Annotated in this window: 21 protein-coding genes; 6 read left to right on the top strand and 15 right to left on the bottom strand. The window is 70.6% G+C overall.

Annotation, left to right across the window (positions count from 1 at the left end; all coding sequences use genetic code 11):
- Positions 1 to 10: 10 nt before the first annotated feature.
- Both ACP15J_RS07015 and ACP15J_RS07010 read right to left on the bottom strand, forming a co-directional pair.
- Positions 11 to 1,222 carry an SseB family protein gene (locus ACP15J_RS07015; protein ID WP_424936297.1) on the bottom strand — a complete coding sequence of 404 codons (1,212 nt, stop codon included), beginning with the start codon at positions 1,220 to 1,222 and terminating at the stop codon, positions 11 to 13.
- Positions 1,223 to 1,380: 158 nt separating this feature from the next.
- Positions 1,381 to 3,798, bottom strand: coding sequence for an ATP-dependent helicase (locus tag ACP15J_RS07010; protein WP_424936296.1), 2,418 nt, complete (start codon positions 3,796 to 3,798; stop codon positions 1,381 to 1,383).
- Between the two features lie 100 nt (positions 3,799 to 3,898).
- Here ACP15J_RS07010 and ACP15J_RS07005 point away from each other — a divergent pair, with 100 nt between their 5' ends.
- Together ACP15J_RS07005 and ACP15J_RS07000 are read left to right on the top strand one after the other, a co-directional pair.
- Positions 3,899 to 4,543 carry a hypothetical protein gene (locus tag ACP15J_RS07005; protein ID WP_424936295.1) on the top strand — a complete coding sequence of 215 codons (645 nt, stop codon included), beginning with the start codon at positions 3,899 to 3,901 and terminating at the stop codon, positions 4,541 to 4,543.
- A complete protein-coding gene (locus tag ACP15J_RS07000; RefSeq protein WP_424936294.1) occupies positions 4,540 to 5,373 on the top strand; it encodes a hypothetical protein in 834 nt (277 codons plus the stop codon). Before ACP15J_RS07005 ends, ACP15J_RS07000 begins: the two co-directional genes overlap by 4 nt.
- Before the next feature lie 70 nt (positions 5,374 to 5,443).
- Here the strand turns inward: ACP15J_RS07000 and ACP15J_RS06995 are convergent, their stop codons facing one another.
- Complete coding sequence (locus ACP15J_RS06995) at positions 5,444 to 6,442, bottom strand: glycerophosphodiester phosphodiesterase family protein (protein ID WP_424936293.1); 999 nt, start codon at positions 6,440 to 6,442, stop codon at positions 5,444 to 5,446.
- An 89-nt stretch (positions 6,443 to 6,531) separates the two neighbouring features.
- Between ACP15J_RS06995 and ACP15J_RS06990 the strand changes: the two genes are divergently transcribed.
- Positions 6,532 to 7,446: a Bax inhibitor-1/YccA family protein gene (locus tag ACP15J_RS06990; protein WP_424936292.1), complete on the top strand. Its 915-nt coding sequence runs from the start codon at positions 6,532 to 6,534 to the stop codon at positions 7,444 to 7,446.
- A gap of 169 nt (positions 7,447 to 7,615) precedes the next feature.
- The gene (locus ACP15J_RS06985; RefSeq protein WP_424936291.1) at positions 7,616 to 7,888 is read left to right on the top strand and encodes a GlsB/YeaQ/YmgE family stress response membrane protein; all 273 of its coding nucleotides are present in this window, start codon (positions 7,616 to 7,618) and stop codon (positions 7,886 to 7,888) included.
- Positions 7,889 to 7,909: 21 nt separating this feature from the next.
- On the opposite strand, the gene ACP15J_RS06980 is transcribed toward ACP15J_RS06985, so the two are convergent.
- Both ACP15J_RS06980 and ACP15J_RS06975 read right to left on the bottom strand, forming a co-directional pair.
- Positions 7,910 to 9,193, bottom strand: coding sequence for an RNA polymerase sigma factor (locus tag ACP15J_RS06980; protein WP_424936290.1), 1,284 nt, complete (start codon positions 9,191 to 9,193; stop codon positions 7,910 to 7,912).
- A gap of 2 nt (positions 9,194 to 9,195) precedes the next feature.
- A complete protein-coding gene (locus ACP15J_RS06975; RefSeq protein WP_424936289.1) occupies positions 9,196 to 9,621 on the bottom strand; it encodes a YciI family protein in 426 nt (141 codons plus the stop codon).
- 195 nt (positions 9,622 to 9,816) lie between these two features.
- Between ACP15J_RS06975 and ACP15J_RS06970 the strand changes: the two genes are divergently transcribed.
- On the top strand, positions 9,817 to 10,491 hold the full coding sequence (locus tag ACP15J_RS06970) for a DNA alkylation repair protein (protein WP_424936288.1): 675 nt from the start codon (positions 9,817 to 9,819) through the stop codon (positions 10,489 to 10,491).
- Between the two features lie 101 nt (positions 10,492 to 10,592).
- On the opposite strand, the gene guaA is transcribed toward ACP15J_RS06970, so the two are convergent.
- From guaA to guaB, 10 genes are all read right to left on the bottom strand, one after another.
- The gene (gene guaA / locus ACP15J_RS06965) at positions 10,593 to 12,194 is read right to left on the bottom strand and encodes a glutamine-hydrolyzing GMP synthase (RefSeq protein ID WP_424936287.1); all 1,602 of its coding nucleotides are present in this window, start codon (positions 12,192 to 12,194) and stop codon (positions 10,593 to 10,595) included.
- On the bottom strand, positions 12,191 to 12,724 hold the full coding sequence (locus tag ACP15J_RS06960; RefSeq protein ID WP_424936286.1) for a DUF3817 domain-containing protein: 534 nt from the start codon (positions 12,722 to 12,724) through the stop codon (positions 12,191 to 12,193). Before ACP15J_RS06960 ends, guaA begins: the two co-directional genes overlap by 4 nt.
- A 117-nt stretch (positions 12,725 to 12,841) precedes the next feature.
- Positions 12,842 to 15,337: a bifunctional metallophosphatase/5'-nucleotidase gene (locus tag ACP15J_RS06955; RefSeq protein WP_424936285.1), complete on the bottom strand. Its 2,496-nt coding sequence runs from the start codon at positions 15,335 to 15,337 to the stop codon at positions 12,842 to 12,844.
- Positions 15,338 to 15,515: 178 nt separating this feature from the next.
- Positions 15,516 to 16,271 (bottom strand): SURF1 family protein, encoded by a 756-nt coding sequence (locus ACP15J_RS06950; protein WP_424980909.1) that lies wholly within the window; start codon positions 16,269 to 16,271, stop codon positions 15,516 to 15,518.
- A gap of 65 nt (positions 16,272 to 16,336) precedes the next feature.
- On the bottom strand, positions 16,337 to 17,455 hold the full coding sequence (locus tag ACP15J_RS06945) for a GuaB3 family IMP dehydrogenase-related protein (RefSeq protein ID WP_424936751.1): 1,119 nt from the start codon (positions 17,453 to 17,455) through the stop codon (positions 16,337 to 16,339).
- 61 nt (positions 17,456 to 17,516) lie between these two features.
- Positions 17,517 to 19,205 (bottom strand): ABC-F family ATP-binding cassette domain-containing protein, encoded by a 1,689-nt coding sequence (locus ACP15J_RS06940; RefSeq protein ID WP_424936283.1) that lies wholly within the window; start codon positions 19,203 to 19,205, stop codon positions 17,517 to 17,519.
- 93 nt (positions 19,206 to 19,298) lie between these two features.
- Positions 19,299 to 20,780: a pyridoxal phosphate-dependent decarboxylase family protein gene (locus ACP15J_RS06935; RefSeq protein WP_424936282.1), complete on the bottom strand. Its 1,482-nt coding sequence runs from the start codon at positions 20,778 to 20,780 to the stop codon at positions 19,299 to 19,301.
- Positions 20,777 to 22,168 (bottom strand): MFS transporter, encoded by a 1,392-nt coding sequence (locus ACP15J_RS06930; protein WP_424936281.1) that lies wholly within the window; start codon positions 22,166 to 22,168, stop codon positions 20,777 to 20,779. Before ACP15J_RS06930 ends, ACP15J_RS06935 begins: the two co-directional genes overlap by 4 nt.
- Before the next feature lie 51 nt (positions 22,169 to 22,219).
- A complete protein-coding gene (locus tag ACP15J_RS06925; protein ID WP_424936280.1) occupies positions 22,220 to 22,768 on the bottom strand; it encodes an OsmC family protein in 549 nt (182 codons plus the stop codon).
- 98 nt (positions 22,769 to 22,866) lie between these two features.
- Complete coding sequence (gene guaB, locus ACP15J_RS06920) at positions 22,867 to 24,369, bottom strand: IMP dehydrogenase (protein WP_424936279.1); 1,503 nt, start codon at positions 24,367 to 24,369, stop codon at positions 22,867 to 22,869.
- A 256-nt stretch (positions 24,370 to 24,625) separates the two neighbouring features.
- Between guaB and ACP15J_RS06915 the strand changes: the two genes are divergently transcribed.
- On the top strand, positions 24,626 to 25,849 hold the full coding sequence (locus ACP15J_RS06915; protein ID WP_424980908.1) for an ABC transporter permease subunit: 1,224 nt from the start codon (positions 24,626 to 24,628) through the stop codon (positions 25,847 to 25,849).
- Positions 25,850 to 25,851 lie beyond the last annotated feature (2 nt).

Raw genomic sequence — 25,851 nt, 5'->3', positions numbered from 1 at the left:
GCGAGACGGGTCAGTCGACGTCGGCGAGCGCGAGGACGGGGGCCAGGGCCTCGCGCCGGACCGCGATCGTCGGACCGGCCGGGTCCACGAGCACGCCGGCGAGCTCCGGGTGTCCGGCGAGGACCTTGCCGAGCTGCTCGCCGCTGAACGGCATGGGCTGCTCACCACGACCGAGCGCGATGACCTCCAGCGGATGGGAGAAGACCTGGAGGAAGCGCGTGCCGTCGGCCATGTGCGCCTCGGCGACGCCCATCTGCCCGTCCTCGCCCTCGGGAGCGTTGACCGCGACCCAGAGACGTGCCGACGTGAGCGCCTCCCCCATCCGCGCCTCGGAGTCCGCCTGTCGCTCGGCGGCGAGGATGGTCTTCAACGCGAAGGACGGATCGGCCTGTTCGATCGCCTGTCTCAGCACGGCGGAGGGGAGGACGACGCGGTGCGGGGCCGAGGCGTTGTCGATGATGAGGCCGGCGAAAGGTCCTTCCACAACCTGCCGGAAGACGGCCTGCACGGGTTGGACCACGGCAGAGGTCGCCGCCGGATCGGACTCGAGCTGCACCGAGTCGCGCACGGCGGCGGCCGCGCTGAACGCGAGCATGTACGAGTCATCGCCGTCGTTCACGATCCCGACCGCGAGCGGCTTGCCCTCCTTCAGCTGCTCACCGGCGTCGCCCTGCACGCGCAGGAAGAGGTGGCCCTGCAGCGCCTGTCGGAGCACACCCAGCAGCTGCGCGTGCGTCGCCCCCTCCGCGATCTGCGCGAGGGCGTCACGAAGCAGGACGTTGTCCTTCATCCCGGGGATCGTCTCGGTCTGCGCGGGCGGGTCGAGCGGGGCGAGCGGCAGGACCCGTTCGGCCACGGCTGCTCCCTCCTGCGTGACGGACGGCGCCTTCTCCGCACTCCCGTGGATTCCTTCCGGCTCCTCCGCACCGGGTGCAGCGACCTCGGGGCCGGCCGGAGCGCCGAGACCGCGGAAGGCCTGGACCGAGATGTCGATATTCACCGCCGGAGCCTCGGGCGGGGTCTCACCCCGCGCGAGGCCCACGCCCGATCCAGGGACAGACGCGTCCGGCGCGTCACCCGCAGCCTGCGCGGCGTTCGAAGCGCCGTGAACGGATGACGTCCCGGAAGCGACGGAAGAGTCCCGTCCGGCGGCCGCGCCGTCCTGCTCCTGCGATGCGCTGACGGTGTCGTCCTGCTTCTTGCGGCGCGAGAAAAGACCCATCGTGCCAGCCTAGCCTCCACCTCCATCCGCTCCGATGAACGATCCGAGGTCGCCACCGTCGACCTCCCTGCGCACCCCTGCTCCTCCCGTCTCGACGTCTGTCGCCGGACCGACAGTATGGCGACAGATATCGAGACGGGAACGAGAAGGCGGCGGAGTTACAGCTTCTGGATCGGGGCGATCTTGATGAGCAGCTTCTTCGCGCCGGCGCCGTCGAAACGCACATGCGCGACGCGCTTTGCGCCCTCGCCCGTGACCTGGTCCACACGCCCCTCGCCGAAGTCGTCATGGCGGATGCGGTCGCCGGGCGCGAGCTCCAGGTCGCCGTTGTCGCGTACCTTGCCGGTGACGCGATTGGCGAACTTGTCCATGGCCGTCGAGAGCGGCTTCAGCCCTTCGCGGCGGGGGAGCTCCCGCGGGGCGAACCGATCGGCGCCGCCTGGCCGGCGGGCGTTCAGCGCCCTGGACTGCGTGCCGCCGCGGGAGTTGACGTCACCGGGGGACTGCTTCCAGTCGATGAGGTCCGCCGGGATCTCCTGCAGGAACCGGCTGGGCATCGCGACGGAGACCTCCCCGAACTGTGCGCGTGTCATCGCGAGCGAGAGGTACAGGCGCTTGCGGGCACGGGTGATGCCGACATAGAACAGGCGGCGCTCCTCCTGCGGCCCTCCGGGCTCACCCGCCGAGATGCGATGCGGGATGAGGTCCTCCTCGACGCCCGTGACGAACACCGCGTCGAACTCCAGGCCCTTGGCGGTGTGCATGGTCATGAGCGAGACCACGCCGGAGGCGTCGTCGAGGTCGTCGGCGTCGGAGACGAGCGCGACCTCGGTGAGGAAGTCCGAGATCGTGCCCTCGGGGTTATTGCGGGCGAACTCCCTGGTCACCGCGATGAGCTCGTCGAGGTTCTCCAGCCGGGCCTCGTCCTGCGGGTCGCGGCTCGCACGGAGGGCGTCCATGTACCCGCTCTTGGAGAGCAGCAGAGTGAGCCCCTCGGTGACAGCGGTGGGCGGCGGCACCTCGCCCGAGGGCGGGAGCATGATCGCCGTCGCCTCGGCGAGCACTGCGTCGAGATGGCCGATCGCGGCCTGGAGCTTGGGGCCGAGCCCGAGGTCGGCGGCGTGGGCAAGAGCATCGCGGAAGCTGATCCCCCGATCCTCGGCGAAGCGGGCGATGCTCGTCTCTGTGACATCTCCGATGCCCCGGCGCGGCTTGTTCAGGATCCGACGCAGGGCCATCTCGTCCGAGGGATTGGCGACGGCCACGAGATAGGCCAGCGCGTCCTTGATCTCAGCCCGCTCGTAGAACTTCGTGCCGCCCATGATCTTGTACGGCAGCGCCGAGCGGATGAAGATCTCCTCCAGCGCACGGGACTGCGAGTTGGTGCGATAGAACACCGCCATCTCGGAGTACGGCATGCCGGCGCGGTGGAGCGCCTCGATCTCGTCGGCCACGAACTGCGCCTCGTCGTGCTGCGAGTACCCGGTGAAGCCGACGATCCGCTCCCCCGCGCCGCGATCGCTCCACAGCTTCTTGTCCTTGCGGTCGAAGTTGTTGCTGATCACGGCGTTCGCGGCGGAGAGGATGTTCTGCGTCGAACGGTAGTTCTGCTCCAGGAGCACCACCTTGGCGCCGGGGAAGTCCCGCTCGAACTCGCTGATGTTGCGGATGTCGGCGCCGCGGAAGGCATAGATCGACTGGTCTGAGTCGCCGACGACGGTGAGCGAGGCGCCGGGCTCCGCCGGGGCCTCCTCCGCCTCGAAGATCATCATGCCGTTCGCGGCATACGGTTCGGGCGCCTCGCCCTGCACCGGGCGGGTCAGCTCGTGGATGAGCGCGTACTGCGCGTGGTTGGTGTCCTGGTACTCGTCTACGAGGATGTGGCGGAAGCGGCGACGATACGTGTCGGCGACATGGGGGAAGGCGCGGAAGAGAAAGACCGTCTGACCGATGAGGTCGTCGAAGTCGAAGGCGTTGGCCTTCTGCAGCGCGCGCTGGTAGTCGGCGAACACCTCGACGAAGACCCGCTCGGCGGGGTCGGACATGTTGGCCTGGCGCGTGTAGGACTCCGCGTCCTGCAGCTCGTTCTTGAGCCTGGAGATGCGTGACTGCACGGCCGCGGGGGTGTAGCCGAACGCATCAGCCTCGTGCTCCTTGACCAGGCGCTTGACGAGCGCCCTCGAATCGCCGGAGTCGTAGATCGTGAAGTTCTTGGTGAACCCGAACTGCTCGGCCTCGCGCCGCAGGATCCGCACGCACGCGGAGTGGAAGGTGGAGATCCACATGCCCCGCGAGGCGTCGCCCACGAGCTGGCCGACGCGCTCGCGCATCTCGCCGGCTGCCTTGTTGGTGAACGTAATCGCGAGGATCTGACTCGGCCACGCCTCACGCTGACGGAGCAGGAGCGCGATCCGGCGGGTGAGCACGCTCGTCTTGCCGGAGCCCGCACCGGCGACGATGAGCAGCGCGTTGCCACGGTAGGTGACCGCGTCGAGCTGCTGCGGATTCAGTCCGGCGAGCAGGTCGTCGGCGGGCGCGGCGGAGCCGGGGGGGACGATGAGAGGCGCTTCGGTCATTGCCCTTCGAGTCTAGGTCGCACAGCGGACATAGAAGGCGGCACCACCGGGCGCTCCGGTCTCAGGGAACACTCATCCCCTTTGTGGGCATACTAGTTATATGAGAACAGATGACGCCCCTGCATCGGCCCGGCGGCGGCTTCCCGCCGGGCGGCGCGCGACCGTGGTCGTGAGCGCCGCGCTCGTCGCGGCCACAGCGCTCGGAGCCCTGTCCCCTGCCGCGCAGGCCGCGGAGCCCGCCGATCCGCCCGCGCTGTCCATCCCGCAGCACGACGCCTCGATCCTCCCCTACCGGAAGACCGTCTCCATGGTGTCCGAGGACGGATGGCAGCGCGGGAAGCTGGAGATCCGCGCCGGTCGCGAGGTCGCCTGGGACCAGACCACCGGGATCACCGTGAGCGTGAAGGTCTCGGACCTCGAGCACTACCGCGGCTTCGGCTGGTTCGGGACGTGGTGGGGCGGCTCGGGTCATGTGTTCGGCTCCACCTACAACGTGACCCTCGCCGGCAGCCTGATCCTTCTCCGCGACGGGCAGCGTGTGGGCGCGGTGCCCCTGGACACCTTCGGATACGGGGTGGAGGAGCTCTCCGCCACCCACACGTTCGACACCGGAGGGGTCCCGGGCGACTTCATGGTCGTCGTCCATCCGGTGGTCAAGGGCATCTACTGGGGCGGAACCGACGAGACCTACAAGTCCGACCTCTACCCCGAGGCGCAGCGGATCGAGCTGGGGATCGCGAAATGAGGACATGCGCACCGCCTCGCCCCCACTCGCAGAGCCCCCTCGCGCGGAGAAGCCGCGCGCGGACCCTCATCGCCGTCTCGACGCTCGTCGTCGGCGGCGCGGTGCTGCCGCTGGCCGGAGCGGTGCTCGCCGCTCCCGCGCCGGCCCACGCCGGGAACACCTGCTCCGGCGCCTGCTACGAAGGACAGCCGCCCGCCGTGGTGTATCGCGTGTCGGAGCGACCGCCCCAGGAGGTCTTCACGCGCGGGTTCGCCCCGCAGGGCACGGACATGAGCCTCGTCCGCCATGTGACCGGCGGTCCCTACCGCGCCACGTCGGGCTACATCGCGACGACCTCCAGCATCGAGTCCGCCGCGAGGATCGCGAACGAGATCCGCCGGGACCGGGTGGACGGGGCGACCGTGTGGATCTACGAGATCCGCGCCGAGGACTTCGTACACAACGCGGAGCAGAGCCTCGACCGCATCGCGAACCTCGCCCGCAATCGGGCCGGTGGCTCGGGCGAATGCGAGCAGACGCGCCAGTGGGAGGACTATGCCGCCCGGGTCGAGGCGCTCGCCCTCACGCACACCCTCCAGAACGAATGGGTCGCGGTCTCCCCCATCCGCCCGGCGAACGTCCGCGCCGCCTGGGAGGTCGCGCGCATCCTCCCCGTCTCGCCGGACATCCTCTCGCCGGATGCCGCCGAGCCGCTCCCCGTCACACACCAAGACGCGTCGGTCTATCGCGCCGGATCCACCAGGGCCAGCTCCCGCCTGGTGGGCACGTTGCCGAGGACGCCGAACGTGCAGGATTTCGCCGGCCCGTCGAGCCCTCGACGCCCGATGTGACCCCAGACCCCTCGGCAGGGGCAGGGAGATCCCCTCGGCCGAGGCAGGGAAAGGGGGTGGCGGCGCCGGCTCAGCGCCGGAACGCCGCCACTCCCCGATCCGCGTGGTCTACGAAGACACCGTGCACCCCGGCCCCGGCGAGGAGCGCCCATTCGGTCTCGTAGTCGCCGAAGGCCCCCTCTCCGCCCGGTCGCCGATGCGCGGGGTCGAGAAAGGCGTTCTCCGGGCGGCATGTCCAGGCGAAGGTCAAGAGCCCGCGCGCCACCGCCTCCGTGACCAGACCGGGGCGGCGCAGCAGGATCCGCTTGTCCACGCTGATGCCGTCCACACGCCCGCGAAGGGAGTCCAGGCCGGCCGGCGAGATCTCCTGCGCGTACGTCGGCGCATCGTCCCCCATCCGCGCGACGAGGTCATAGGGCGCCCCCTCCGCCTCGATGAGATACACCAGGCTGGCAGCGATCCCGGCTTCGCCGAGCGGCGCGCGGAGGCGGTGGAGGACCCCTGCCTCGAAGGACTCGATCCACAGCGGGAGCGCGCCGTCAGCCCATCCCGCGTCGCGGAGCTCGCCGACGACGAGGTCCGCGAGATCGAAGCCGGCGGCGGCAAACGTCGTCGCGTGCTTGATCTCCAGCACGACGCCGACCTCGCGTTCCCGCTCCGCTGCGGAGGCCGCGCGCACGATCGCGAGCAGATCGGAGAGGCGGAGGATCGGCTCGATGCCGTCGAAGGCCGCGCTGCCGGGACGCAGGGCGGGAAGGCGCTCACGGCAGCGGAGCGTCGCGAGCTCCGCCCAGGTGAAGTCCTCGGCAAACCATCCTGTCTGCTCCTCGCCGTCGACGACGGCCCTGCGACGCCGGTCCGCGAACTCCGCCCGGTCCGCCACATCGGTCGTCCCCGAGATCTCGTTCTCGTGCCGGACGACGAGGATCCCGTCCTTCGTCGGCACGACATCGGGCTCCACCGCGTCGACGCCCATGGCGATCGCCAGCTCATAGGAGGAACGCGTGTGCTCCGGTCGGTAGCCAGGAGCGCCCCGATGGCCGATGACGAGCGGGAACGGGCGAGTCACGCTTTCAGCGTAGAACAGGCCGCTCATAGCCCTCTGCCGCTACTCTAGGAGCAAGCGCTGACCAAACCCCCGGGAGTGAGGCCACTTACATGAGCAACTTCGCCTTCAACAATCCTGTCTTCAAGGAGCAGGACCCGCGCAACGTCGCGACCTATCCGGGCGGCCCGCAGGCGGGCGCCCAGGCCGCGTCGGCGACGCACGCCGGCATGGACGCCGCCGTCAACGCGCAGCTCGAGGGCATGTACGCCGCACCCTCGGCCGGTGCGCTCGAGACCGACCGGATGACGGTCGAGGACACGGTCTGGAAGACCGCAGGCCTCTTCGGCATCCTTCTCGTGACAGCCGCGATCGGCTGGGTGTGGACCCTCGGCGGCCTGAACGCGCCCCGTTTCGACCCGTACAACGCAGCGGCGATCAACATCCTCCCGTGGGTCATCGGCGCCCTCGGCGGCTTCGTCCTCGCACTGGTGGTCACCTTCACCTCGCGCAAGAAGGTGCGGCCGGCGCTCATCTGGGCGTACGCCGCGTTCGAGGGCCTCTTCATCGGTGGGATCTCGGCCTTCTTCGAGGTCCGCTGGCCCGGCATCGTCATGCAGGCGACGCTGGCCACCCTCGCCGTCGTCGGCGTGACCCTCGCGCTCTTCGCGAGCGGCAAGATCCGCGCCTCGAAGAGGGCCACCAAGATCTTCCTGATCGCGATGGTCGGCTATCTCGTCTTCTCGCTGCTGAACGTGGTCCTCATGCTCACCGGCGTGGTGCAGGACGGCTTCGGGCTGCACAGCATGAAGATCGCCGGCATCCCGCTGGGGCTCATCATCGGCGTCCTCGTCGTGCTGATGGCGGCGTACTCTCTCGTGCTCGACTTCGACCAGGTGCAGCAGGGTGTGCGCAACGGCGCCCCGCGCGTCTACGGATGGATGGGCGCGTTCGGCATCATGGTCACCGTCGTCTGGCTGTACGTGGAGATCCTCCGGATCATCGCGATCGCCCGCGGCAACAACTGACGCAGACACGAAAGAAGGCCGTCTCCTCGGAGGCGGCCTTCTTCGTTGCGCCGAACCTTCTCATGCCGCGGGCGCGCTGCGCAACCCCTTGTCGCCCGGACGCGGGTCGGCGCAGAGTGGAAGGAACAGAGCGTCACCCCCAGGCGCTCGGACAGGAACGGAGACACCCATGGGATTTCTCGCATTCCTCGTGCTCGGCCTCATCGCCGGCGCGATCGCCAAGCTCATCCTTCCCGGCAAGCAGGGCGGAGGGTGGCTGGTCACCCTCCTCCTCGGCGTCGTCGGAGCCATGCTCGGCGGCTGGCTGGGCGGGCTCATCTTCAACGTCGGCATCAACGAGTTCTGGAGCCTGTCCACCTGGCTGCTCGCGATCGGCGGCTCCGTCGTCGTCCTGCTGATCTACGGTCTCATCGTGGGTCGTTCGAGGACCCCCGCCGAATGAGAACCGCCGGGTGAGACGGGGTCAGCCCCACGCCTTGACCTCCAGCGCCGCCCGCTCCCGCTCGTTGCCGGCGAGCGCGGCGGCGCTGGCGAACTCGGAGCGCGCCTCGTCGGCGCGACCGAGGCGCAGCAGCAGCTCGCCGCGAGTGGCAGGGAGAAGATGGTAGCCGCGCAACGCACCGGACTCGACGAGGGCGTCCACGATCCGGAGCGCGGAAGCGGGGCCTGTCGCCATCGCGACGGCGGCGGCCCGGTTGAGCTCGACGACCGGTGACGGGGAGATCCGCCCGAGCGCCTCGTAGAGCAGCACGATACGTTCCCAGTCGGTGTCTTCGATCGACGGAGCGGTGGCATGACACTCCGCGATCGCCGCCTGGAGCGCATAGGAGCCACGCCCTCGCCCCTGTGCGTCGGCGCGGGCCAGGGACGCCCTCCCCCGGCGGATACGGTCGCGATCCCAGCGACGACGGTCCTGGTCGGCCAGCAGCACCGGTGCTCCGTCTGCGTCCACACGCGCCGGGAACCGGGCCGCCGTGAGCTCCATGAGGGCGAGGACCGCATGGGCGTCCGGTTCACGAGGCACGAGCTCCGTCAGCACACGCGCGAGCCTGATCGCCTCGCGACCGAGGTCAGGACGCAGCAGATCCTCGCCCCCGCTCGCGGTGTGCGCCTCGTTGAAGATCAGATAGAGGACGCCGAGCACCGCGCCGAGGCGGTCGGGGAACTCGTCGCGCGTCGGCACCTCGAAGGGCACCTTGGCAGCGGCCAGAGTCTTCTTCGCCCGCACGATCCGCTGCTGCACGGTCGCGACCGGCACCAGGAACGCCCTGGCCACCTCCTCGCTCGACAGGCCGCCGACCACCCGCAGCGTGAGAGCGACTCTCGCCTCCCGGGAGAGCACAGGATGGCAGGCGATGAAGACGAGCCGCAGCACGTCGTCATCGATCGCATCCGGGTCCCACGGCAGCGCCCCTGCGCTCTCGTCCTGCTCACGTTCGAGGTCATGCCCGAGAGAGGCGATCCGTTCGTCGTAGCGCTCACGACGCCGCCACTCGTCCACCGCCCGTCGCCTCGCGACCGTCGTGAGCCACGCGGCGGGGTTGCGCGGCACACCGTCCTGCGGCCATCGCTCCAATGCCTCGGCCAGGGCCTCCTGAGCGAGATCCTCGGCCTGACCGAAATCCCCGGTGTATCGGGTGAGCGTGGCGACGATCCGGGCGGACTCGATGCGCCAGACGGCGGCGACGGTGCGCTCCGCGGAGCCGTGCTCCCCGGGACGCGCCATCGCCTCGTCCGGACGGTTCATCGTCACTCGCCGGCGCGCGCGGCCTGCTCCTCGCGCCAGCCGGCCTCCTTCTGGATCCACTCGTTGTCAGCAGGGAAATCGTCGAACTCGGTGACCCGGCGCACCTCCAGGAACGAGCCGGGGCCGAGCGGAGCGCGGGAGGCCCATTCGACGGCCTCCTCGCGCGAGGACACCTCGATGATCCAGAAGCCGTTGAACAGCTCCTTCGTCTCGCCGTAGGGGCCGTCGGTGACCAGAGGCTTCTCGGCAGAGAAGTCCACGACGAAGCCCTCGGCCGCGTCGGTGAGCCCCTCGCCCGCGAGCAGCACGCCGGCCTTCATCATCGACTCGTTGTACTTCCCCATCGCCTCGATGACCTGTTCGAACGGAATCTCCTCGAAGGCCTTCACCGCTTCGTCGGTCGCGCGCATGATGAGCATGAACTTCATGGTGATCGTCTCCTTGATCGTGGGTCGTCTCTCGACCCTCTCATTGAAGACGTCGAACGAGAAGCGTCCGGATCGACACAACTCCGGAACTTTTTTCTCGGCCTTTCTCGTCCGTCTGTCTTCCGGCCCGAGCACCGTTCCCCACCCGCGGGAACCGCGGCGCGAATCGGGCCGCCGTCCCCCTATACTCGCGCTGTGCGTCCCGCCCACGATCTCGTGCTCTCCATCCGTTCCGCCCTCCGGGAGGCGGCCGACCCCTCCCGGGCGCCCGCACAGCAGGCGTATATGAAGTCGGAGATCCCGTTCCTGGGGGTCCGGGTCCCCGAGGTGCGTTCCCTCACCCGCCGCCTCGCCCGGGGTGAGAAGGACGCAGAGATCCTGTGCGCGGCGGCGCTCCTGCTGTGGCGGGAGGCGGCCTGCCGTGAGGAGCAGTACGCCGCCACCGAGCTGATGTCCCTACGCCCTCTGCGCGGGCGGCTCGAGATGGTTCCGGTGCACGAGGAGATGATCCGCACGGGCGCCTGGTGGGACCATTCCGACGAGGTGGCCCACCGGCTCGCGGAGCTCCTCGACGCGCACCCGGCCGAGACCGCGACGCTGCTCCGATGCTGGATGACCGACGAAGACCACTGGATCCGCCGCGTCGCGATCATCGCCCAGCTCGGCCGCAGGGACGCGACCGACCGCATGCTGCTGGCAGAGGCGATCGAGGCGAACCTCGACGACCGCGAGTTCTTCATCCGCAAGGCGATCGGCTGGGCGCTGCGCGAGCTCGGCAAGACCGATCCGGACTGGGTTCGCGCCTTCGTCGACACGCATCCCTCCCTCTCCCCGCTCTCCCGCAGGGAGGCGCTGAAGAACCTCGGCTGACCCGGAGCAGGCGGACGCCGACGCTCAGCGAGGCGGCAGACCCCCGAGACGGCGAAGGGCGCGAGCCGAGGCCCGCGCCCTTCCGCGCTCCCCGTACGGGGTCACTCCCATTCGATGGTCCCCGGGGGTTTGGAGGTCACGTCGAGCACCACGCGGTTGACCTCACGAACCTCGTTGGTGATGCGGTTGGAGATCTTCGACAGCACGTCGTAGGGCAGACGCGTCCAGTCCGCGGTCATCGCGTCCTCGCTGGACACCGGACGCAGCACGATCGGGTGCCCGTAGGTGCGCCCGTCGCCCTGCACCCCGACCGAACGGACATCCGCGAGCAGGACGACCGGGCACTGCCAGATCTCCTGGTCCAGGCCTGCCCTGGTGAGCTCTTCGCGCGCGATCGCGTCGGCGTCGCGGAGGATCTCCAGGCGGTCCCTGGTCACCTCGCCGATGATACGGATGCCGAGCCCTGGTCCGGGGAACGGCTGCCGTCCTACGATCGCCCCGGGAATCCCGAGCTCGCGACCGATCGCGCGGACCTCGTCCTTGAACAGGGTGCGCAGCGGCTCGATGAGGTCGAAGTCGAGGTCGTCGGGGAGCCCGCCGACGTTGTGGTGCGACTTGATGTTGGCCGTGCCCGCGCCGCCGCCCGATTCGACGACGTCAGGGTAGAGCGTGCCCTGTACGAGGAACCGGATCGGCGCGCCGCCCTCGGCCTTGGCCTCCTCGACGAGCTCGCGCTGCACCTTCTCGAAGGCGCGGATGAACTCGCGACCGATGATCTTGCGCTTCTCCTCGGGATCGGTGACGCCCTTGAGGTGGCCGAGGAACGTGTCCGCCGCGTCGACGGTGATCAGGCGCACGCCGGTCGAGGCGACGTAGTCCTGCTCGACCTGTTCGCGCTCCCCCTTGCGAAGGAGCCCGTGGTCCACGAACACGGCCGTCAGCTGGTCGCCGATCGCCCTGTGCACGAGAGCGGTGGAGACCGCCGAGTCAACGCCGCCCGAGAGCGCGGAGATGACCCGCGCGTCGCCCACCTGCTCCCGGATCCGCTCGACCTGCTCGGCGATGACGTTGTCGCTGTTCCACTCGGCGGGAAGGCCTGCCCCCTTGTGCAGGAAGTTCTCGATCACCTGCTGCCCGTGGTCGGTGTGCTTGACCTCGGGATGCCATTGCACGCCGTAGAACCGCCGCGCCTCGTCCGCGAAGGCCGCGACCGGCGTGGCCTTCGTCGAGGCCAGCACCGCGAAGCCATCGGGCGCGCGCGAGACCTGGTCGCCGTGGCTCATCCACACGTTCTGCTCTGTGGGCTGACCGCTCAGCAGCACACCGTCCTCGCCCGAGAGCACGGCGTCGGTGGCCCCGTACTCGCGCAGCCCCGTGTTGGCCACCTCGCCCCCGAGTGCCTGAGCCATCACCTGGAAGCCGTAGCAGATGCCGAGTGTCGGGACCCCGAGATCGAACACGCCGGGGTCGAGCTGCGGCGCGCCGTCCTCATACACCGACGAGGGCCCGCCGGAGAGGATGAGGGCCACCGGGTTGCGGGCCGCGATCTCCGCGGCCGTCGCCGTGTGCGGCACGATCTCGCTGTAGACGCCGGCCTCACGCACACGGCGGGCGATCAGCTGCGCGTACTGCGCGCCGAAGTCCACGACGAGAGCAGGGCGCTGAACAGTCGCGTTCGCGTCGGCGGGGGTGTTGTCGGTCACCGGGGTCCTTCCGTGGCGGGAGCGGGGTCGGAATCCGAGTCCGACGAGGCGGGGGTCTGGAGAGCGGCACGATCGTCGTCGGACCCGCCGGCCTCGCGCTCTTCACGCCGGGCGAGGTAGGCCTTGACGTCGCGGGCGACGATCGCCTCCATGAAGAATGATAGGAGCGGCACGACACCGCCCAACGCGAGCAGGATGAACCGCAGGAACGGCCAGCGCATCAGGCTCCACATGCGGAAGCAGGCGAAGAGATAGACGACGTAGAACCAGCCGTGCGCGATGAGGATGAGGAGGGAGAGGTTCGCGCCGTCCCCGGTGGACTCCAGTCCCGTCGGCCCCTCCACGACGGGCGCGAACCACAGCGGCCCCCCTGATCCGCCCGCGTAGAGCTCGAGATGGATCGGCGTGTACTTGAGCACCATCTCGGCCACCAGCAGGAGCAGCATGACGCCGGTGATGATCGACGCGATCTGGTAGAACCTCAGCGCACCGCGGATCGCCGGGAAGCTGGCGACTTTCGGTTCGGGCATGTCGTCCAGTCTAGCCGCGGCGACGAGGACGCCCAGGCGGAGACGGGCGGGGACGCAGACGCCCGCCGCTGCCTCGAAGGGCGGCGACGGGCGTCTGCGTGGCGAACGGCGTGCGCGCTATTCGATCCGCGCGCGACGGCGGGCCGCGACGAGGCCGAGGCCGACGAACAGAAGGAGAGCGGCGAGGAGAGCGTATGGCCCGGCCTCGGCACCGGTGACGGCGAGAGCGCCGTTCCCGCCCCCTCCGCCGGTGCTTCCGCCCGCGCCGCTGCTCGCGGCGGTGACGGTGAGCTCGATCGTCGCCGCCGAGCCGTCCGGGCGGACCACCGCGACGGTGTGCGTCCCCGCCGGGGTGTCCTTCGGGATCGAGACGGCCATGGAGAACGAACCGTCGGCGCCGGTCGTGACCGTGCCGAGCAGGACGGACGACGGCCGCAGCTCGAGTGCGAGCTCGACGCCGGGCGCGAAGCCCGTGCCCGAGACAACGACCGCGTTGCCTGCGGCGACCGTCGCGGAATCCACGGAGACGATGCCGCTCGGTGCCGGAGCGTCCGCGAGCGGCAGCGGGATCCGCACCTCCGTCCCTGTGCCTGCGACCGAGGCGGTCAGCGTCTGCGCGCCCGACAGCCCCGCCGGGACGGTAAAGGTCAGAGTCGCTCGTCCGGCCTCGTCGAAGGCGTCGATCACGGTCGGGTCGACCGCGGACGTGGCCAGCTGCCTGCCGTCCAGGGCGAGAGTGACCTCACCCGGAGCCTGCTCGCCCGCGCTGAAGGCGAGCGATGAGAGCGACACGGTCACCGTGTCGCCGGGTTTGTGCCCCTCTGCCCCGGCGGCCGGGCTGACCGTCACGCCGACCGCACGCTGCACGAGATCGGGGGTCGCGGTCCTGTGCGCCGCGAACCAGTCCACCGTCGACTGCAGGTCGGACTTGCCGGTGTCCTTCTTGTCGACCCCCTGCGCGAAGGTGTAGAAGGCGTCGCCGCCCGCGGCGAGGAACGAGTTCGCCGCCACCGTGTACGTCGCGGCGGGGTCGATGGGCGCGCCGTCGAGCGTGACGCTCGTGATGCGCGCCCCTCGCTCCGCCGTCGGGTCGTAGGTGTAGGACAGCCCCTTCGAGACGCCCAGCTTCAGGAACGGCCGCGCGGCGCCGTCGGGCTGCCACTGCTCCTCGAGCACGCTCTTGACCTGGGCGCCCGTGAGCGTCAGCGTGACCAGCGTGTTGGCGAACGGCTGCACCGTCGCCGCCTCGCGGTAGGTGACGGTCCCGTCCGGATCGTCGGCGCCGCTGGACGCGTAGACGAGATTCGCGCGGATCCCGCCGGGGTTCATCAGCGCGAGGTCGGCGCCCGTCGCCCACTGGTGGACGTCGGCCACGAAGTTGCCGATCGTGGACTCGCCCCCGCGGTTCTCCGTCTTCCCGTCGCTCTGCCGCGCACGGTTGAAGTCGGCCGTGATCGTCCCGACCTGCTTGCCGCCGAGCTCGTCGGCCTTGCTCTTCGCGTCGTCGACGATCGTCTGTACCGCGGGGACCGCCGGATACAGCGGATTCTTGTCCTTGTCGGTGAGCGGCTTGACTTCGTTCGTGATCGAGAGGAGCTTCTTCGTCACAGGGTCGACCTGGAGGTTCATCAGCCCGAAGTTCTCGCCATACTGGCCGGCGGAGACCACGGGGCGTCCGTCGATCACGTGATTGTAGGCGAGGTGGGTGTGCGCCGAGACGATCGCGTTCACCTCCGGCGTCACGTTGTAGACGATCCGGCCGAGCGCCGAATCGGGAGTGATGCTGGACACATCGGTCGTGACCGCCCCCTCATGCACGAGCAAGAGGATCACGTCGGCCTCGCCGTTGGACGGATCGCCGTCCTTGAGGTCGGCGGCGACGCGGTTGACGGAGTCGGCGATGCTGCGCACCTCGAGCCCCTTCATCCCGTCCGGCGACACCAGGGTGTCGAGGTCCTCGGTCACGGCGCCGATGAAGCCGACCTTGACGCCCTGCACGTCCTTGACCCAGGACGGCGCCATCGCCGGCTGGCCGGTCTCGGTGAGGAAGACGTTGGCGCTGAGGTACTCCCAGTCGGCACGCGGCTGCACACGGTCGCGCAGATCCGCCCAGCCCTGGTCGAACTCGTGGTTCCCCGCCGCGCTCACCTCGAGGCCGGCGGCGTTGAGGGCGTCGATCGTCGGGTTGTCGTCCTGGATGAACGAGGTGAACGTGGAGGCGCCGATGAGGTCGCCCGCGGCGGCGAAGATCGTGTTCGGGTTCGCGGCGCGCACCTGCTGCACCGCCCCCGCCAGCACCGCCGCGCCGGCGGCGACGCCGTCGGTCACGATGCGGCCGTGGAAGTCGTTGATCGTCACGATGTCGATGTCGATCGGCGCTGCCGCGGCCGTCAGGCCGGCGGATTCGTCATCGACGGCAGGGGTGCCCTCCGGTGCGGGAGCGGAGGTCTCTGCCGCGGACGGCACCGGAGTCTCCTCTGCGACGGCCGGGACGGCCGCGAGGGAGCTGGCGGCGAGGGCGACCGAGGTGGCCAGAGCGAGAACGCCGACGCTTCCCCTCCCTCGGGTACGGGACGACGGCTCCATACGCGCGTCGTCGGGGACGGACTTCATCGGGCTCTCTCCTCCGGTGCAGATCGACGGCGTTCTCATGAACGACCCGTGCACGCCCCGCGCGAGGGCGGGACGTGTGCGCCCCGAGAGACGCACGCCTGCGACCTTAGAAGAGGCCGAGGACATTCCTCAAGCGCGTTCCCCGGTTCGTCATCTGTTCGTCACCGGACGCCTCGGCTCACTCCGCGCCGCGCTCCTCGATCTCCTCCACCTCGCGCTCCCAGGCGTCGCGGGCGAGGCGGTACCAGAGGTAGAACGCGAACCCCGCGAAGACGGCCCACTCGACGGCGTAGAAGACGTTCAGCCAGTTCACCGGCGACTGCTCGATCGGGGCGGGCGAGTCAATGCGCACCAGACCGCCGAGCGGCTCCGCCGCGGTGAGGAACGGACGATAGACGAAGAGCCCGTCCGCATCGTGCCATCGCCCGAGCAGCATCGCCGGCGACATCCGGTCCATCCGCTGCGGATCGGTGCGCGGCGGCGGCTTCGCCCCCTCGTCCGGGATCAGCCTTCCCGACACCTCGACGACGGCGCCCGCCTCGCGGGACAGCCGGTCGACCGCGGCCTCGGCCGTCCGCTCGTCCGGCGCCCATCCGATCGCGACAGCGATCGACGTGGGCGTCCGCGCATCGGCGATCCGCAGCTGCCCGGTCACCCAGTAGCCCTCGTCCGCGCCGTTGAACCGGGATCCCACGACGAGGAAGTCGTCCGGGACCCAGGTTCCTCTCGTCGTCGCCTTCTGCCCGATCGACGGGGCGGGGAGATACGCCCCCGGCTCCACGACCGAGGTCAGCGGGACGACCTCCTCGGTCGCCCCCGGCGGCGCGGGATCGCTCTCGACCGCGCGCCCCAGCTGCCACTGCCCGAGCCAGGCGAAGACGCCGGCGACCACGAGGCAGAGCAGCAGCATCGCGATCCACCGCCCACGGAGCATGACCTCGCGCAGAGTCGGCGGGAACTCCTGCAGGGCCGGGGGGACAGGGGCGGTCACGGCGTGGATCAGATCCGCTCGTACGGAGCGAGCACGACCTCGACGCGCTGGAACTCCTTGAGGTCGGAGTAGCCCGTGGTGGCCATGGACTTGCGCAGCGCCCCGATGAGGTTGGCGGTGCCGTCGGCGACCGGCGCCGGGCCGTACAGGATCTCCTCGAGCGTCGCCACGCCCTCGACCGCGACGCGGTGGCCGCGCGGAAGCCGCGGGTGATGCGCCTCGGTGCCCCAGTGGAACCCCTTGCCCGGCGCGTCGGTCGCGCGGGCGAGGGCGACGCCGAGCATCACCGCGTCCGCGCCCATCGCGAGCGCCTTGACGATGTCGCCCGACGTTCCCACGCCGCCGTCGGCGATCACATGCACATAGCGCCCGCCCGACTCGTCCAGGTAGTCCCTGCGGGCCGCGGCGACATCGGAGACGGCGGTAGCCATGGGAGCGTGGATGCCGAGGGTCGCCCTCGTCGTGGAGGCCGCTCCCCCGCCGAAGCCCACGAGCACGCCGGCGGCCCCGGTGCGCATGAGGTGCAGCGCGGCGGTGTAGGTGGCCGCACCACCGACGATGACAGGGACGTCGAGGTCGTAGATGAACTTCTTGAGGTTCAGCGGCTCGGCCACGCTCGACACGTGCTCGGCCGAGACGGTGGTGCCCCGGATGACGAACAGGTCCACGCCCGCGTCGACCACGGTGCCGTACAGCTCCTGTGTGCGCTGCGGTGTGAGGGACCCCGCAACCGTGACCCCCGCCTCGCGGATCTCGGCGAGGCGCTGGGTGATCAGCTCCGGCTTGATCGGCTCGGCGTACAGCTGCTGCATCCGCCGCGTCGCCTGGCTCTCGTCGAGTCCGGCGATCTCGTCGAGGAGCGGCTGCGGGGCGTCGTAGCGGGTCCACAGGCCCTCGAGATCGAGCACCCCCAGCCCGCCGAGGCGTCCGAGCGCGATCGCCGTGCTCGGGCTGATGACCGAGTCCATCGGCGCGCCGAGGACCGGGATCTCGAACGAGAACGCGTCGATCGTCCAGGCGGTGGAGACGTCCTCCGGGTTGCGGGTTCGCCGCGAAGGCACCACCGCGATGTCGTCGAACGTGTATGCGCGACGGGCGCGCTTGCCTCGGCCGAGATCGATCTCCATGGTCACGCGTCCACCCTACCCGGGATGCCCTTCTGCCCTGTCTCCTCCTCGGCCTCGCGGCTCAGCGGGCCCTGACGACCCTCCGCTCGTCCCACACCGGCTCCGCCGCCTCGTACACCTGCCCGCCCTCGCCGAAGACGAGGAACCGGTCGAACGACCGCGCGAACCACCGGTCGTGGGTGACGGCGACGACGGTCCCCTCGAACCGCGCGATCGCCTCCTCCAGCGCCTCGGCGGACTCCAGGTCGAGGTTGTCGGTCGGCTCGTCGAGCAGCAGCAGGGTCGCACCGGACAGCTCCAGCAGGAGCACCTGGAACCGCGCCTGCTGGCCGCCCGAGAGCTGGCCGAACTCCTGCTGCGCCTGACGCACGAGCCCGTACCGGTCCAGGGCGGAGCTCGCCGCGTCCCTCGGCATGCCCGCGCGACGCTCGTCGCCGCGATGGAGGATCTCCAGCAGGGTGCGACCGAGGAACTCCGGATGCGCGTGGGTCTGCGCGAAGAGACCGGGCACCACCCGCGCCCCGAGGACGGCCGACCCCGTGTGCGCGACCGTGTCGAGGCGCTCCCCGGCGGAGGTGAGGTGCCCGAGCGTCGGGTCCGGGTCGCTGCCGCCCCGGGCCAGGAGTCGCAGGAAGTGCGACTTGCCCGAGCCGTTGGAGCCGAGGACCGCGACCCGGTCGCCGAACCAGATCTCCGCGTCGAAGGGGCGCATGAGACCGGTGAGCTCGAGCTCTGTGCACACCACCGCACGCTTGCCGGTGCGTGCGCCGCGCAGCCGCATGTCGAAGTCCTGCGCCGGCGGGCGCTCCTCGGGCGGCCCCGCCTCCTCGAACTTGCGGAGGCGGGTCTGCGCGGCCTGATAGCGAGAGGCCATGCCGTCGTTCGCCGCGGCCTTGACCTTCAACGTCGCGACCAGCGTGAGCAGCTTCTCATGCTGCTCGTCCCACCGGCGCCGGAGCTCATCGAGACGGTCCATCCGATCCGCCCGCGCCTGATGGTAGGTGCCGAAGCCGCCGCCATGCACCCAGGCCGACGCGCCCGCCCCTCCGGGCTCGAGGGTGACGATCCGGTCGGCTGCACGCGCCAGTAGCTCCCGGTCGTGCGAGACGAGCAGGACGGTCTTGGGCGTCTCGCGCAGCCGCTCCTCCAGCCAGCGCTTGCCCGGCACGTCGAGATAGTTGTCCGGCTCGTCCAGCAGCAGCACGTCGTCGGGTCCCCGCAGGAGCGCCTCGAGCGCGAGCCGTTTCTGCTCGCCGCCGGAGAGCGTGCCGAGGTCGCGGAACCGGGCGCGGTCGTAGGGGACGCCGAGCGCCGCGACCGTGCACTGGTCCCAGACCGTCTCGTGCTCGTAGCCGCCGGCGTCGGCGTACTCGGCGATCGCCGTCGCATACGCCATCTGCGTGTCGTGCGCGTCGTGCTCGATGAGGGCGTTCTCCGCGGCCTCGAGGGCCTCGGCCGCACGCCGGATGCGGTCGGGGGCGACACGGACCAGGAGGTCGTGCGCGGTCGTCCCCGCCTCGCCGTGGCCGATGAACTGGTCCATCACGCCGAGGGAGCCGTCGATCGTCACCACGCCCGCGTCGGGGACCGCGTCGCCGCGGATGATCCGCAGCAGCGTCGACTTGCCCGCGCCGTTCGGGCCGATCAGGGCGCTCGTCGATCCGGCGCCCACGCGGAACGTCGCCTCGTCGAGCAGGGGCCGTCCGTCCGGCAGCGTGTACGAGACGCCCGCCACGTCGATGTGTGCCACGGCGAAAGCCGTCCTTCCGCCCGTCGACAGGGGAATGACGAGCCGACCAGACTATCAGGACGGCGACCACGTCGCCGCACCGGGGACCCGGCCTCAGCGCGGCGCGGAGGTCCGGGCCAGGAGCTCGGCCAGCAGCGTCTCGGCGAGGGGAGCGGGAAGCTCCTCGATCAGGGCCATCAACCCGGACATGGGCTGCGTCGGACGGACCTTCCCCGCCCCCGCGATCCGCAGCAGGGCCCAGGCCGCCGACGGACCGGGGACCCGATCTGGGCCATACCCCAGCGCCCGGACGGCGCGGGCGAGCGCCCTGCCGTCCGCCGGCGGGCGGCCGCGCACGGCGTCGGCCGCGGTCACGAGCGCCCGTCGGAACGCCGGGAGCTCGCGTTCGAGGACCGGCGTGAGGGTGAGGTGCGCGCTGCGTGGCAGCCGGGAGCCGTCGGCCTGCACGAAGCCGGGCTGGTGCTGGATCCGCCATCCGTGCCGGAGCAGCTCGTCGGCGAGGCGATGCGGATCGACGCGATCCGCGACGGGCACGTCCGGGTCGGCGACGAGCGCGATGGCGGGCCCCACCGGATCGCCCATGACCGTCAGTCCGCGGATCGTGCCCACCTCGGTGCGGACCGCCGCCGCGACCCGCACGATCGACGCCGTGAGCTCGGCGTACCCCGTCCGCCCCAGACGCTGCACGATCGCCCACGCCGCGGCCAGGGGCGAGGCCGACCTCGACCCGAGCAGCGTCGGGTTCACCACCGGGTATCCGGGCCACCGCGTCGTCGCGAAGAACTGCGCGCGGTGCGCACGCCGGCCCCGGTGCAGCAGCACCGAGACGCCCTTGGGGGCGTAGCCGAACTTGTGCAGGTCCGCCGAGATGCTCGTCACTCCCGGCACCCGGAAGTCCCAGGTCCGCACCCCCGGCCACCAGGGCAGCACCAGTCCGCCGAAGCAGGCGTCGACGTGGCAGCGGATGCCTCGCGCGCTCGCGGCCGCCGCGACCGCGCGGATGGGGTCGAGGGCTCCGCTGGGATAGGCGGGTGCCGACACGACCACCAGCGCGACGTCGTCGTCCATCCGCGCGATGACGTCGGCGGCCGCGACCGTGCCGTCGGGCGTGCAGGGCACGGGGTCGAAGTCCAGGTCGAACATCCGCGCCGCCTTCTGGAAGGCGGCGTGCGCGGTGACCGGCGCCAGCAGCCGCGGCCTGCGGACCGCCCGCGCCTCGGCGGAGAGGTCCTCCCGCCGGGTCTGCTCCGCGCGCCACAGGTCGCGGGCGGTCTTCACCGCGAGCAGGCAGCTCTCGGTCCCGCCGCTCGTCACCGACCCGACGACGTTCCCTCCGCCGTGCACGGCGCGGCGCACGAAGCCCAGCAGGTCCCGCTCCATCGCCGCGACGGAGGGGAAGACGGTCGGGTCGAGGCCGTTGACGGGCCGGGCGAGGGCGGCCGCGGCGTCGGCCAGCTCGTCGAGCTCAGGCATCCCGGAGTCGTAGACGTAGGCGAGCACGTGACCGCCGTGGGTCGGCGCGTCGTCGGCGCGGAGCCGTCGCAGTCGCGCCAGGACGCCGTCTCCGTCGTTCACGCCGACGTCCCCTCGATGTCGCGCTCGCGCAGCCGGTACCGCGACAGAGCGACCAGGCTCACCGTCATGAGCACCGCCGGGATCGCGCTGAACGAGACCGCGATGCCTGCCACCGCCGCCGCCGGCTGCGCGACGGCCACGCCGGCGGTCGACTCGATGTAGCCCGTGAGCGCGAGGACGAGCGAGAGCACGGCGGCCCCCAGGGCCATCCCGATCGTCTCCCCCGCCGTCCACACCCCGCTGAACACACCGGAGCGACCGGCGCCGCCGGTACGAGACCGGTCATGGGCGATGACGTCAGGCAGCATCGCCATCGGGAGCGTCTGCATGCCCGCGTAGGTGGCGCCGGCGAGCGCGACCGGGGCGAGGACCCACCATCCCGGCGCCCAGACCATGACCAGCAGCACGAGGGTCGCGAGGAGGAACAGCAGGCTCGCGAGGCGGAACGAGCGCTCCTTGCCCAGGCGGTCCGCGACCGCCTTCCACACCGGCGCCATGAGCAGCGCGGGCGCGATCAGCGCGGCGAAGAGCGGGGTGACCGCTCCCTCGTCGTGCAGGACCCACCGGGCGACGAACTGGGCGGCGGCGAGCATGAGACCCGTCGCGAGCCCCTGGAGCAGGAAGGCGAGCAGCAGCGCCCGGAACGGCTGGCTCTCCCGGAGGACGCGGATGCCGTCCCGATAGTGCACCCCCACCGACGCTCGGGACACGTCCGGTCGCGCGTCGACCGGCTGCAGGGCGCGACGAGGGGCGACGGTGGCGGACACCAGCATCCCGGTCCCGAGCACGACCCCGGCGACCACGGCCATGACCAGATAGCCCCGCAACGGATCGTCCGGGAACAGCCCGCGCAGCTCCGGCCCGCCCGCGCCGAACAGCAGGATCGCGACCGTGAGGACGACCACGCGCCAGCTCAGCAGCCGCGTGCGCTCCCGGTAGCCGTCGGTGAGCTCGGCGGGAAGGGCGATGTAGGGCACCTGGAACAGGCTGAAGCAGGTGGCGGCGAGGACGAAGGCGACCAGCACCCAGAGCGCGGAGGGCAGCGGACCGAGGCCGCCCGGAACCGCGAAGGTCAGCACGAACGCGAGGGGAAGCCCGACGCCGCCCAGCACCATGAACCGCCGCCGGGTGCCGGTGCGCGCCGCGGAGCGATCGCTGAGCCCGCCGATCACCGGATCGATCAGCACGTCCCAGACCTTCGCCGCGGTGACGATCGCGCCCGCGGCGAGCGCGGTCACCCCGAGGGAGTCGGTCAGGTAGTACACCAGCACCAGCCCGGGCAGGGTGGCGAAGCCGCCCGTGCCCAGCGATCCGATCGCATAGCGGGCGACCTGGCCGCGCGTGAGCGCCCGCTCCCCGGCCGGCGCAGAACTCGTCGGTGAATCCATGCGCTCACTCTAGGGCGTCGTGGCGCAGGGAGCCGGCGCCCGCGACGGAGATCAGGCGAGCGTGCCCGCCACCGGGACGGTGTTCGCGAACAGGTCGAGGACGGGACAGTGCTCCTCGACGACGGCGCGCAGCCGGTCGTAGTCCTCCTCGGAGTCGGGGCCGGTGATCTCCGTGCGTACCCGCACGTCGTGGAACCCCGCCCGGCCCGACTCGTCGATGCCGAACAGCTTGCGCACGTCGAGATCGCCCTCGGCGGTGATGCGGATGTCGTCGATCGTCAGCCCGAGCGCCTGGGCGTAGAGGCGGAAGACCACGACCTGACAGGAGACGAGGGCACCCAGCGCGTACTCGACCGGGCTGGGGGCGGCGTCGTCACCGGCGAGCGCGGCGGGCTCGTCGACGAGGAAGCGGTGCCTCCCTGCGCGGATCTCGGTGGCCACCGCGCCGATGCCGCGGCCGGTGACGCGATAGGTGAGCGCGGCCGACGAGGCGTCGGCGGCGATGCGCTCGTTCCAGGCGGCGCCGGCCTCGGTGAGGCGGCGGGCGCGCTCGTCGGCGGAGACGTCGGTGTGGGTTTCGGTGTCGGGGAGGAGAGTCATGCGGCGAGGCTAACGGCCCTCAGCCGCCCCCGCCACGATCGTCGTCATCTGACGCAACGCCCGGTCGGAGGACCGCCGACACCACGGTGGCGCTGTGGCTACTTCTTGTAGTTCGGAGCCTCGACGACGATCTGCACGTCGTGCGGGTGGGACTCCTTCAGGCCGGCGGCGGTGATACGCACGAACCGCCCCCTCTGCTTGAGCTCCTCGATCGTGCGCGCGCCGACGTAGAACATCGACTGACGCAGTCCGCCGACGAGCTGGTACGCGACGGCCGCGAGCGGCCCCCGGTAGGGCACCTGTCCCTCGATTCCCTCGGGGATGAGCTTGTCGTCGCTGGGGACGTCGGCCTGGAAGTAGCGATCCTTGGAGTAGGACGTCTGCTTGCCGCGGGTCTGCATCGCGCCGAGCGACCCCATTCCGCGGTACTGCTTGAACTGCTTGCCACCCTGGAAGACGATCTCGCCCGGCGACTCGTCGGTCCCGGCCAGGAGCGAGCCCAGCATCACCGCGTCGGCGCCGGCGACGAGCGCCTTGGCGATGTCGCCGGAGTACTGCAGGCCGCCGTCGGCGATGACCGGGATCCCGGCGGGCATTGCGGCGAGCGACGCCTCATAGACCGCGGTGACCTGCGGCACGCCGACGCCTGCCACCACTCGGGTGGTGCAGATCGACCCAGGGCCCACGCCCACTTTCACCGCGTCCACGCCCGCGTCCACGAGCGCCTGCGCGCCCTCCCTGGTCGCGACGTTGCCGCCGATGACGTCGATGTGAGCGAAGGACGGGTCGGCCTTGAGCCGCCGCACGAGGTCGATCACGCCCTGGGACTGCCCGTTGGCCGTGTCGACCACGAGCACGTCCACGCCGGCGTCGCGCAACGCCTCGGCACGCTCCCACGCGTCGCCGAAGAAGCCGATCGCGGCGCCCACGCGCAGCCGTCCCTGATCGTCCTTGGTCGCGAGCGGGTACTTCTCGCTCTTGTCGAAGTCCTTGATGGTGATGAGCCCGGCGAGCTTGCCCTCGGCGTCGATGAGGGGCAGCTTCTCCACACGGTGCTGCGCGAACAGCGCGATGACCTCCCCCGCGGCCACGCCGACGGGCGCGGTGACCAGGCCCTCGGAGGTCATGACGTCGCGGACGAGGGTCGTCTGCCGTTCGAACCCGGAGACGAAGCGCATGTCGCGATTGGTGACGATGCCCACGAGCCGTCCGTCCGGATCGACGACGGGGAGCCCGGAGATGCGATAGGTCGCGCAGAGCGTGTCGACCTCCTCGATCGTCGCCTCGGGCGTCGTGGTGATGGGGTCGGTGATCATCCCGGACTCGCTGCGCTTGACGCGATCGACCTGGGCCGCCTGGTCCGCGATCGACAGGTTGCGGTGCAGGATCCCCAGACCGCCCTCGCGAGCCATCGCAATCGCCATCCGCGCCTCGGTAACAGTGTCCATGGCGCTGGAGAGCAACGGCGTCGCCACCGAAATCCGTCGGGTCACACGCGAAGATGTGTCGGCTTCGCTGGGAATCACATCAGTGTGCCCCGGCAGCAGCAGCACGTCGTCGTAGGTGAGTCCGACGAATCCGAACGGGTCGTGCTGCTCCATGAGGGCTCCTCTCGCGTCTGTCAATTGTAAGGCGGAACCGGTCGCCTTCATTCCCTGGACGGACCGCGTCTCGCCCCGGTGCGGGCGACCCGGTAGGCGTACGGAACATCTCAGGCTACGCTCGGAGACCTGCGACGCGATGGGGTGCCGCAGACGACGCACTCACCGTGGAGGATGCGTGGAACAGAGGACGACCGTCGCACCGACCCGACGATGGCTGGTGACGCTGGTGTGCGCGCTGCTCGCCGCCGCGTTCATGGTGCTCCAGGGGCCCCACAGCGCCCTGGCCGACGACGGCCAGGAGAAGACGGACTTCTACTTCGCCGGGGTGATCTCCTACGACGACAAGCCGATCGAGGGCGTGGTGGTGAAGGTCGAGGGCAACGGCTTCTCCGCCGACACCGAGACCGACGCGGAGGGCAAGTGGCGCCTCTACGTCCCGGAGAAGGCGACCTACACCCTGACCGTCGACGAGTCGACCCTACCGAAAGGCGTGATCGTCGAGGGCGACTCGGCGTCGCAGGAGGTGGAGTTCGGGCTGACGGGGACGAAGATCATCAACCTCTTCCTCGGCGAGGGCGAACGCCAGACCACCTCGTTCGTCGATCAGCTGCTGTCGAGGCTGGTGGGCGGGATCAACTTCGGTCTCCTGCTCGGACTCGCATCGATGGGAGCCGCTCTCATCTACGGCACCACCCGGCTCTCGAACTTCGCGCACGGCGAGATGGTGACCTGGGGAGGTGTGGTCGCCCTCATCGTCAGCTCGCTGTGGAGCCTCCCCCTCTGGCTCGGCATCGCCGCCGCGGTGATCGCCGGAGCCGTCCTCGGCTGGGCGATGGACGCCGGGCTCTGGCGGCCGCTGCGACGACGAGGGCTCGGCGTGGTCCAGCTCATGATCGTCAGCATCGGCCTCTCGCTGGCCCTCCGCTACGCGCTGCAGTACATCATCGGCGGCGGGACGTACCAGCTTCCCGGCGCGAGTCCCACGCCGATCCAGCTCGGCCCGATCTCGCTCTCCTACATCGACATGATCGCCATGGGGACGAGCCTCGCGGTGATCATCGCGATGGCCCTCTTCCTCACCAGGACCCGGATCGGCAAGGCCACCAGGGCCATCTCCGACAACCCGCAGCTGGCGGCCGCCTCCGGCATCGACGTCGATCGGGTGATCCGGATCGTCTGGATCATCGCCGGCGTGCTGGCCGCCCTCTCCGGCATCCTCTGGGCCTACTTCCGCCCCGGGGTGAAGTGGGACATGGGCATGCAGATGCTGCTCCTGATGTTCTGCGCGATCACGCTCGGCGGTCTCGGCTCCGCGATCGGCGCGCTCATCGGCTCCCTCATCGTGGGGATCGCCGTCGAGGTGTCGACCCTGTGGATCCCCTCCGACCTCAAGTACGCGAGCGCCCTGGTCGCGCTGATCGTGATCCTCCTGGTGCGACCGCAAGGACTCCTCGGACGCAAGGAAAGGCTGGGCTGACG

This window comes from Microbacterium sp. S308A+ (genome assembly GCF_049800815.1).
Taxonomy (GTDB): domain Bacteria; phylum Actinomycetota; class Actinomycetes; order Actinomycetales; family Microbacteriaceae; genus Microbacterium.
The sequence above is the reverse complement of the archived record's forward strand: the minus strand, read 5'-3'. Positions and strand labels throughout refer to the sequence as shown.

What these genes read in the sequence shown, in the direction of transcription:
- ACP15J_RS06945 (WP_424936751.1), bottom strand. Translation starts at nt 17,455, where the DNA reads ATGGAGATCGATCTCGGCCGAGGCAAGCGCGCCCGTCGCGCATACACG.
- ACP15J_RS06925 (WP_424936280.1), bottom strand. Translation starts at nt 22,768, where the DNA reads ATGACTCTCCTCCCCGACACCGAAACCCACACCGACGTCTCCGCCGAC.
- ACP15J_RS06915 (WP_424980908.1), top strand. Translation starts at nt 24,626, where the DNA reads ATGGTGCTCCAGGGGCCCCACAGCGCCCTGGCCGACGACGGCCAGGAG.
- ACP15J_RS06930 (WP_424936281.1), bottom strand. Translation starts at nt 22,168, where the DNA reads ATGGATTCACCGACGAGTTCTGCGCCGGCCGGGGAGCGGGCGCTCACG.
- ACP15J_RS06980 (WP_424936290.1), bottom strand. Translation starts at nt 9,193, where the DNA reads ATGAACCGTCCGGACGAGGCGATGGCGCGTCCCGGGGAGCACGGCTCC.
- ACP15J_RS06960 (WP_424936286.1), bottom strand. Translation starts at nt 12,724, where the DNA reads ATGCCCGAACCGAAAGTCGCCAGCTTCCCGGCGATCCGCGGTGCGCTG.
- ACP15J_RS06950 (WP_424980909.1), bottom strand. Translation starts at nt 16,271, where the DNA reads ATGCTCCGTGGGCGGTGGATCGCGATGCTGCTGCTCTGCCTCGTGGTC.
- ACP15J_RS07000 (WP_424936294.1), top strand. Translation starts at nt 4,540, where the DNA reads ATGAGGACATGCGCACCGCCTCGCCCCCACTCGCAGAGCCCCCTCGCG.
- ACP15J_RS07015 (WP_424936297.1), bottom strand. Translation starts at nt 1,222, where the DNA reads ATGGGTCTTTTCTCGCGCCGCAAGAAGCAGGACGACACCGTCAGCGCA.
- ACP15J_RS06990 (WP_424936292.1), top strand. Translation starts at nt 6,532, where the DNA reads ATGAGCAACTTCGCCTTCAACAATCCTGTCTTCAAGGAGCAGGACCCG.
- ACP15J_RS07005 (WP_424936295.1), top strand. Translation starts at nt 3,899, where the DNA reads ATGAGAACAGATGACGCCCCTGCATCGGCCCGGCGGCGGCTTCCCGCC.
- ACP15J_RS06985 (WP_424936291.1), top strand. Translation starts at nt 7,616, where the DNA reads ATGGGATTTCTCGCATTCCTCGTGCTCGGCCTCATCGCCGGCGCGATC.
- guaB (WP_424936279.1), bottom strand. Translation starts at nt 24,369, where the DNA reads ATGGAGCAGCACGACCCGTTCGGATTCGTCGGACTCACCTACGACGAC.
- ACP15J_RS07010 (WP_424936296.1), bottom strand. Translation starts at nt 3,798, where the DNA reads ATGACCGAAGCGCCTCTCATCGTCCCCCCCGGCTCCGCCGCGCCCGCC.
- ACP15J_RS06955 (WP_424936285.1), bottom strand. Translation starts at nt 15,337, where the DNA reads ATGAAGTCCGTCCCCGACGACGCGCGTATGGAGCCGTCGTCCCGTACC.
- ACP15J_RS06975 (WP_424936289.1), bottom strand. Translation starts at nt 9,621, where the DNA reads ATGAAGTTCATGCTCATCATGCGCGCGACCGACGAAGCGGTGAAGGCC.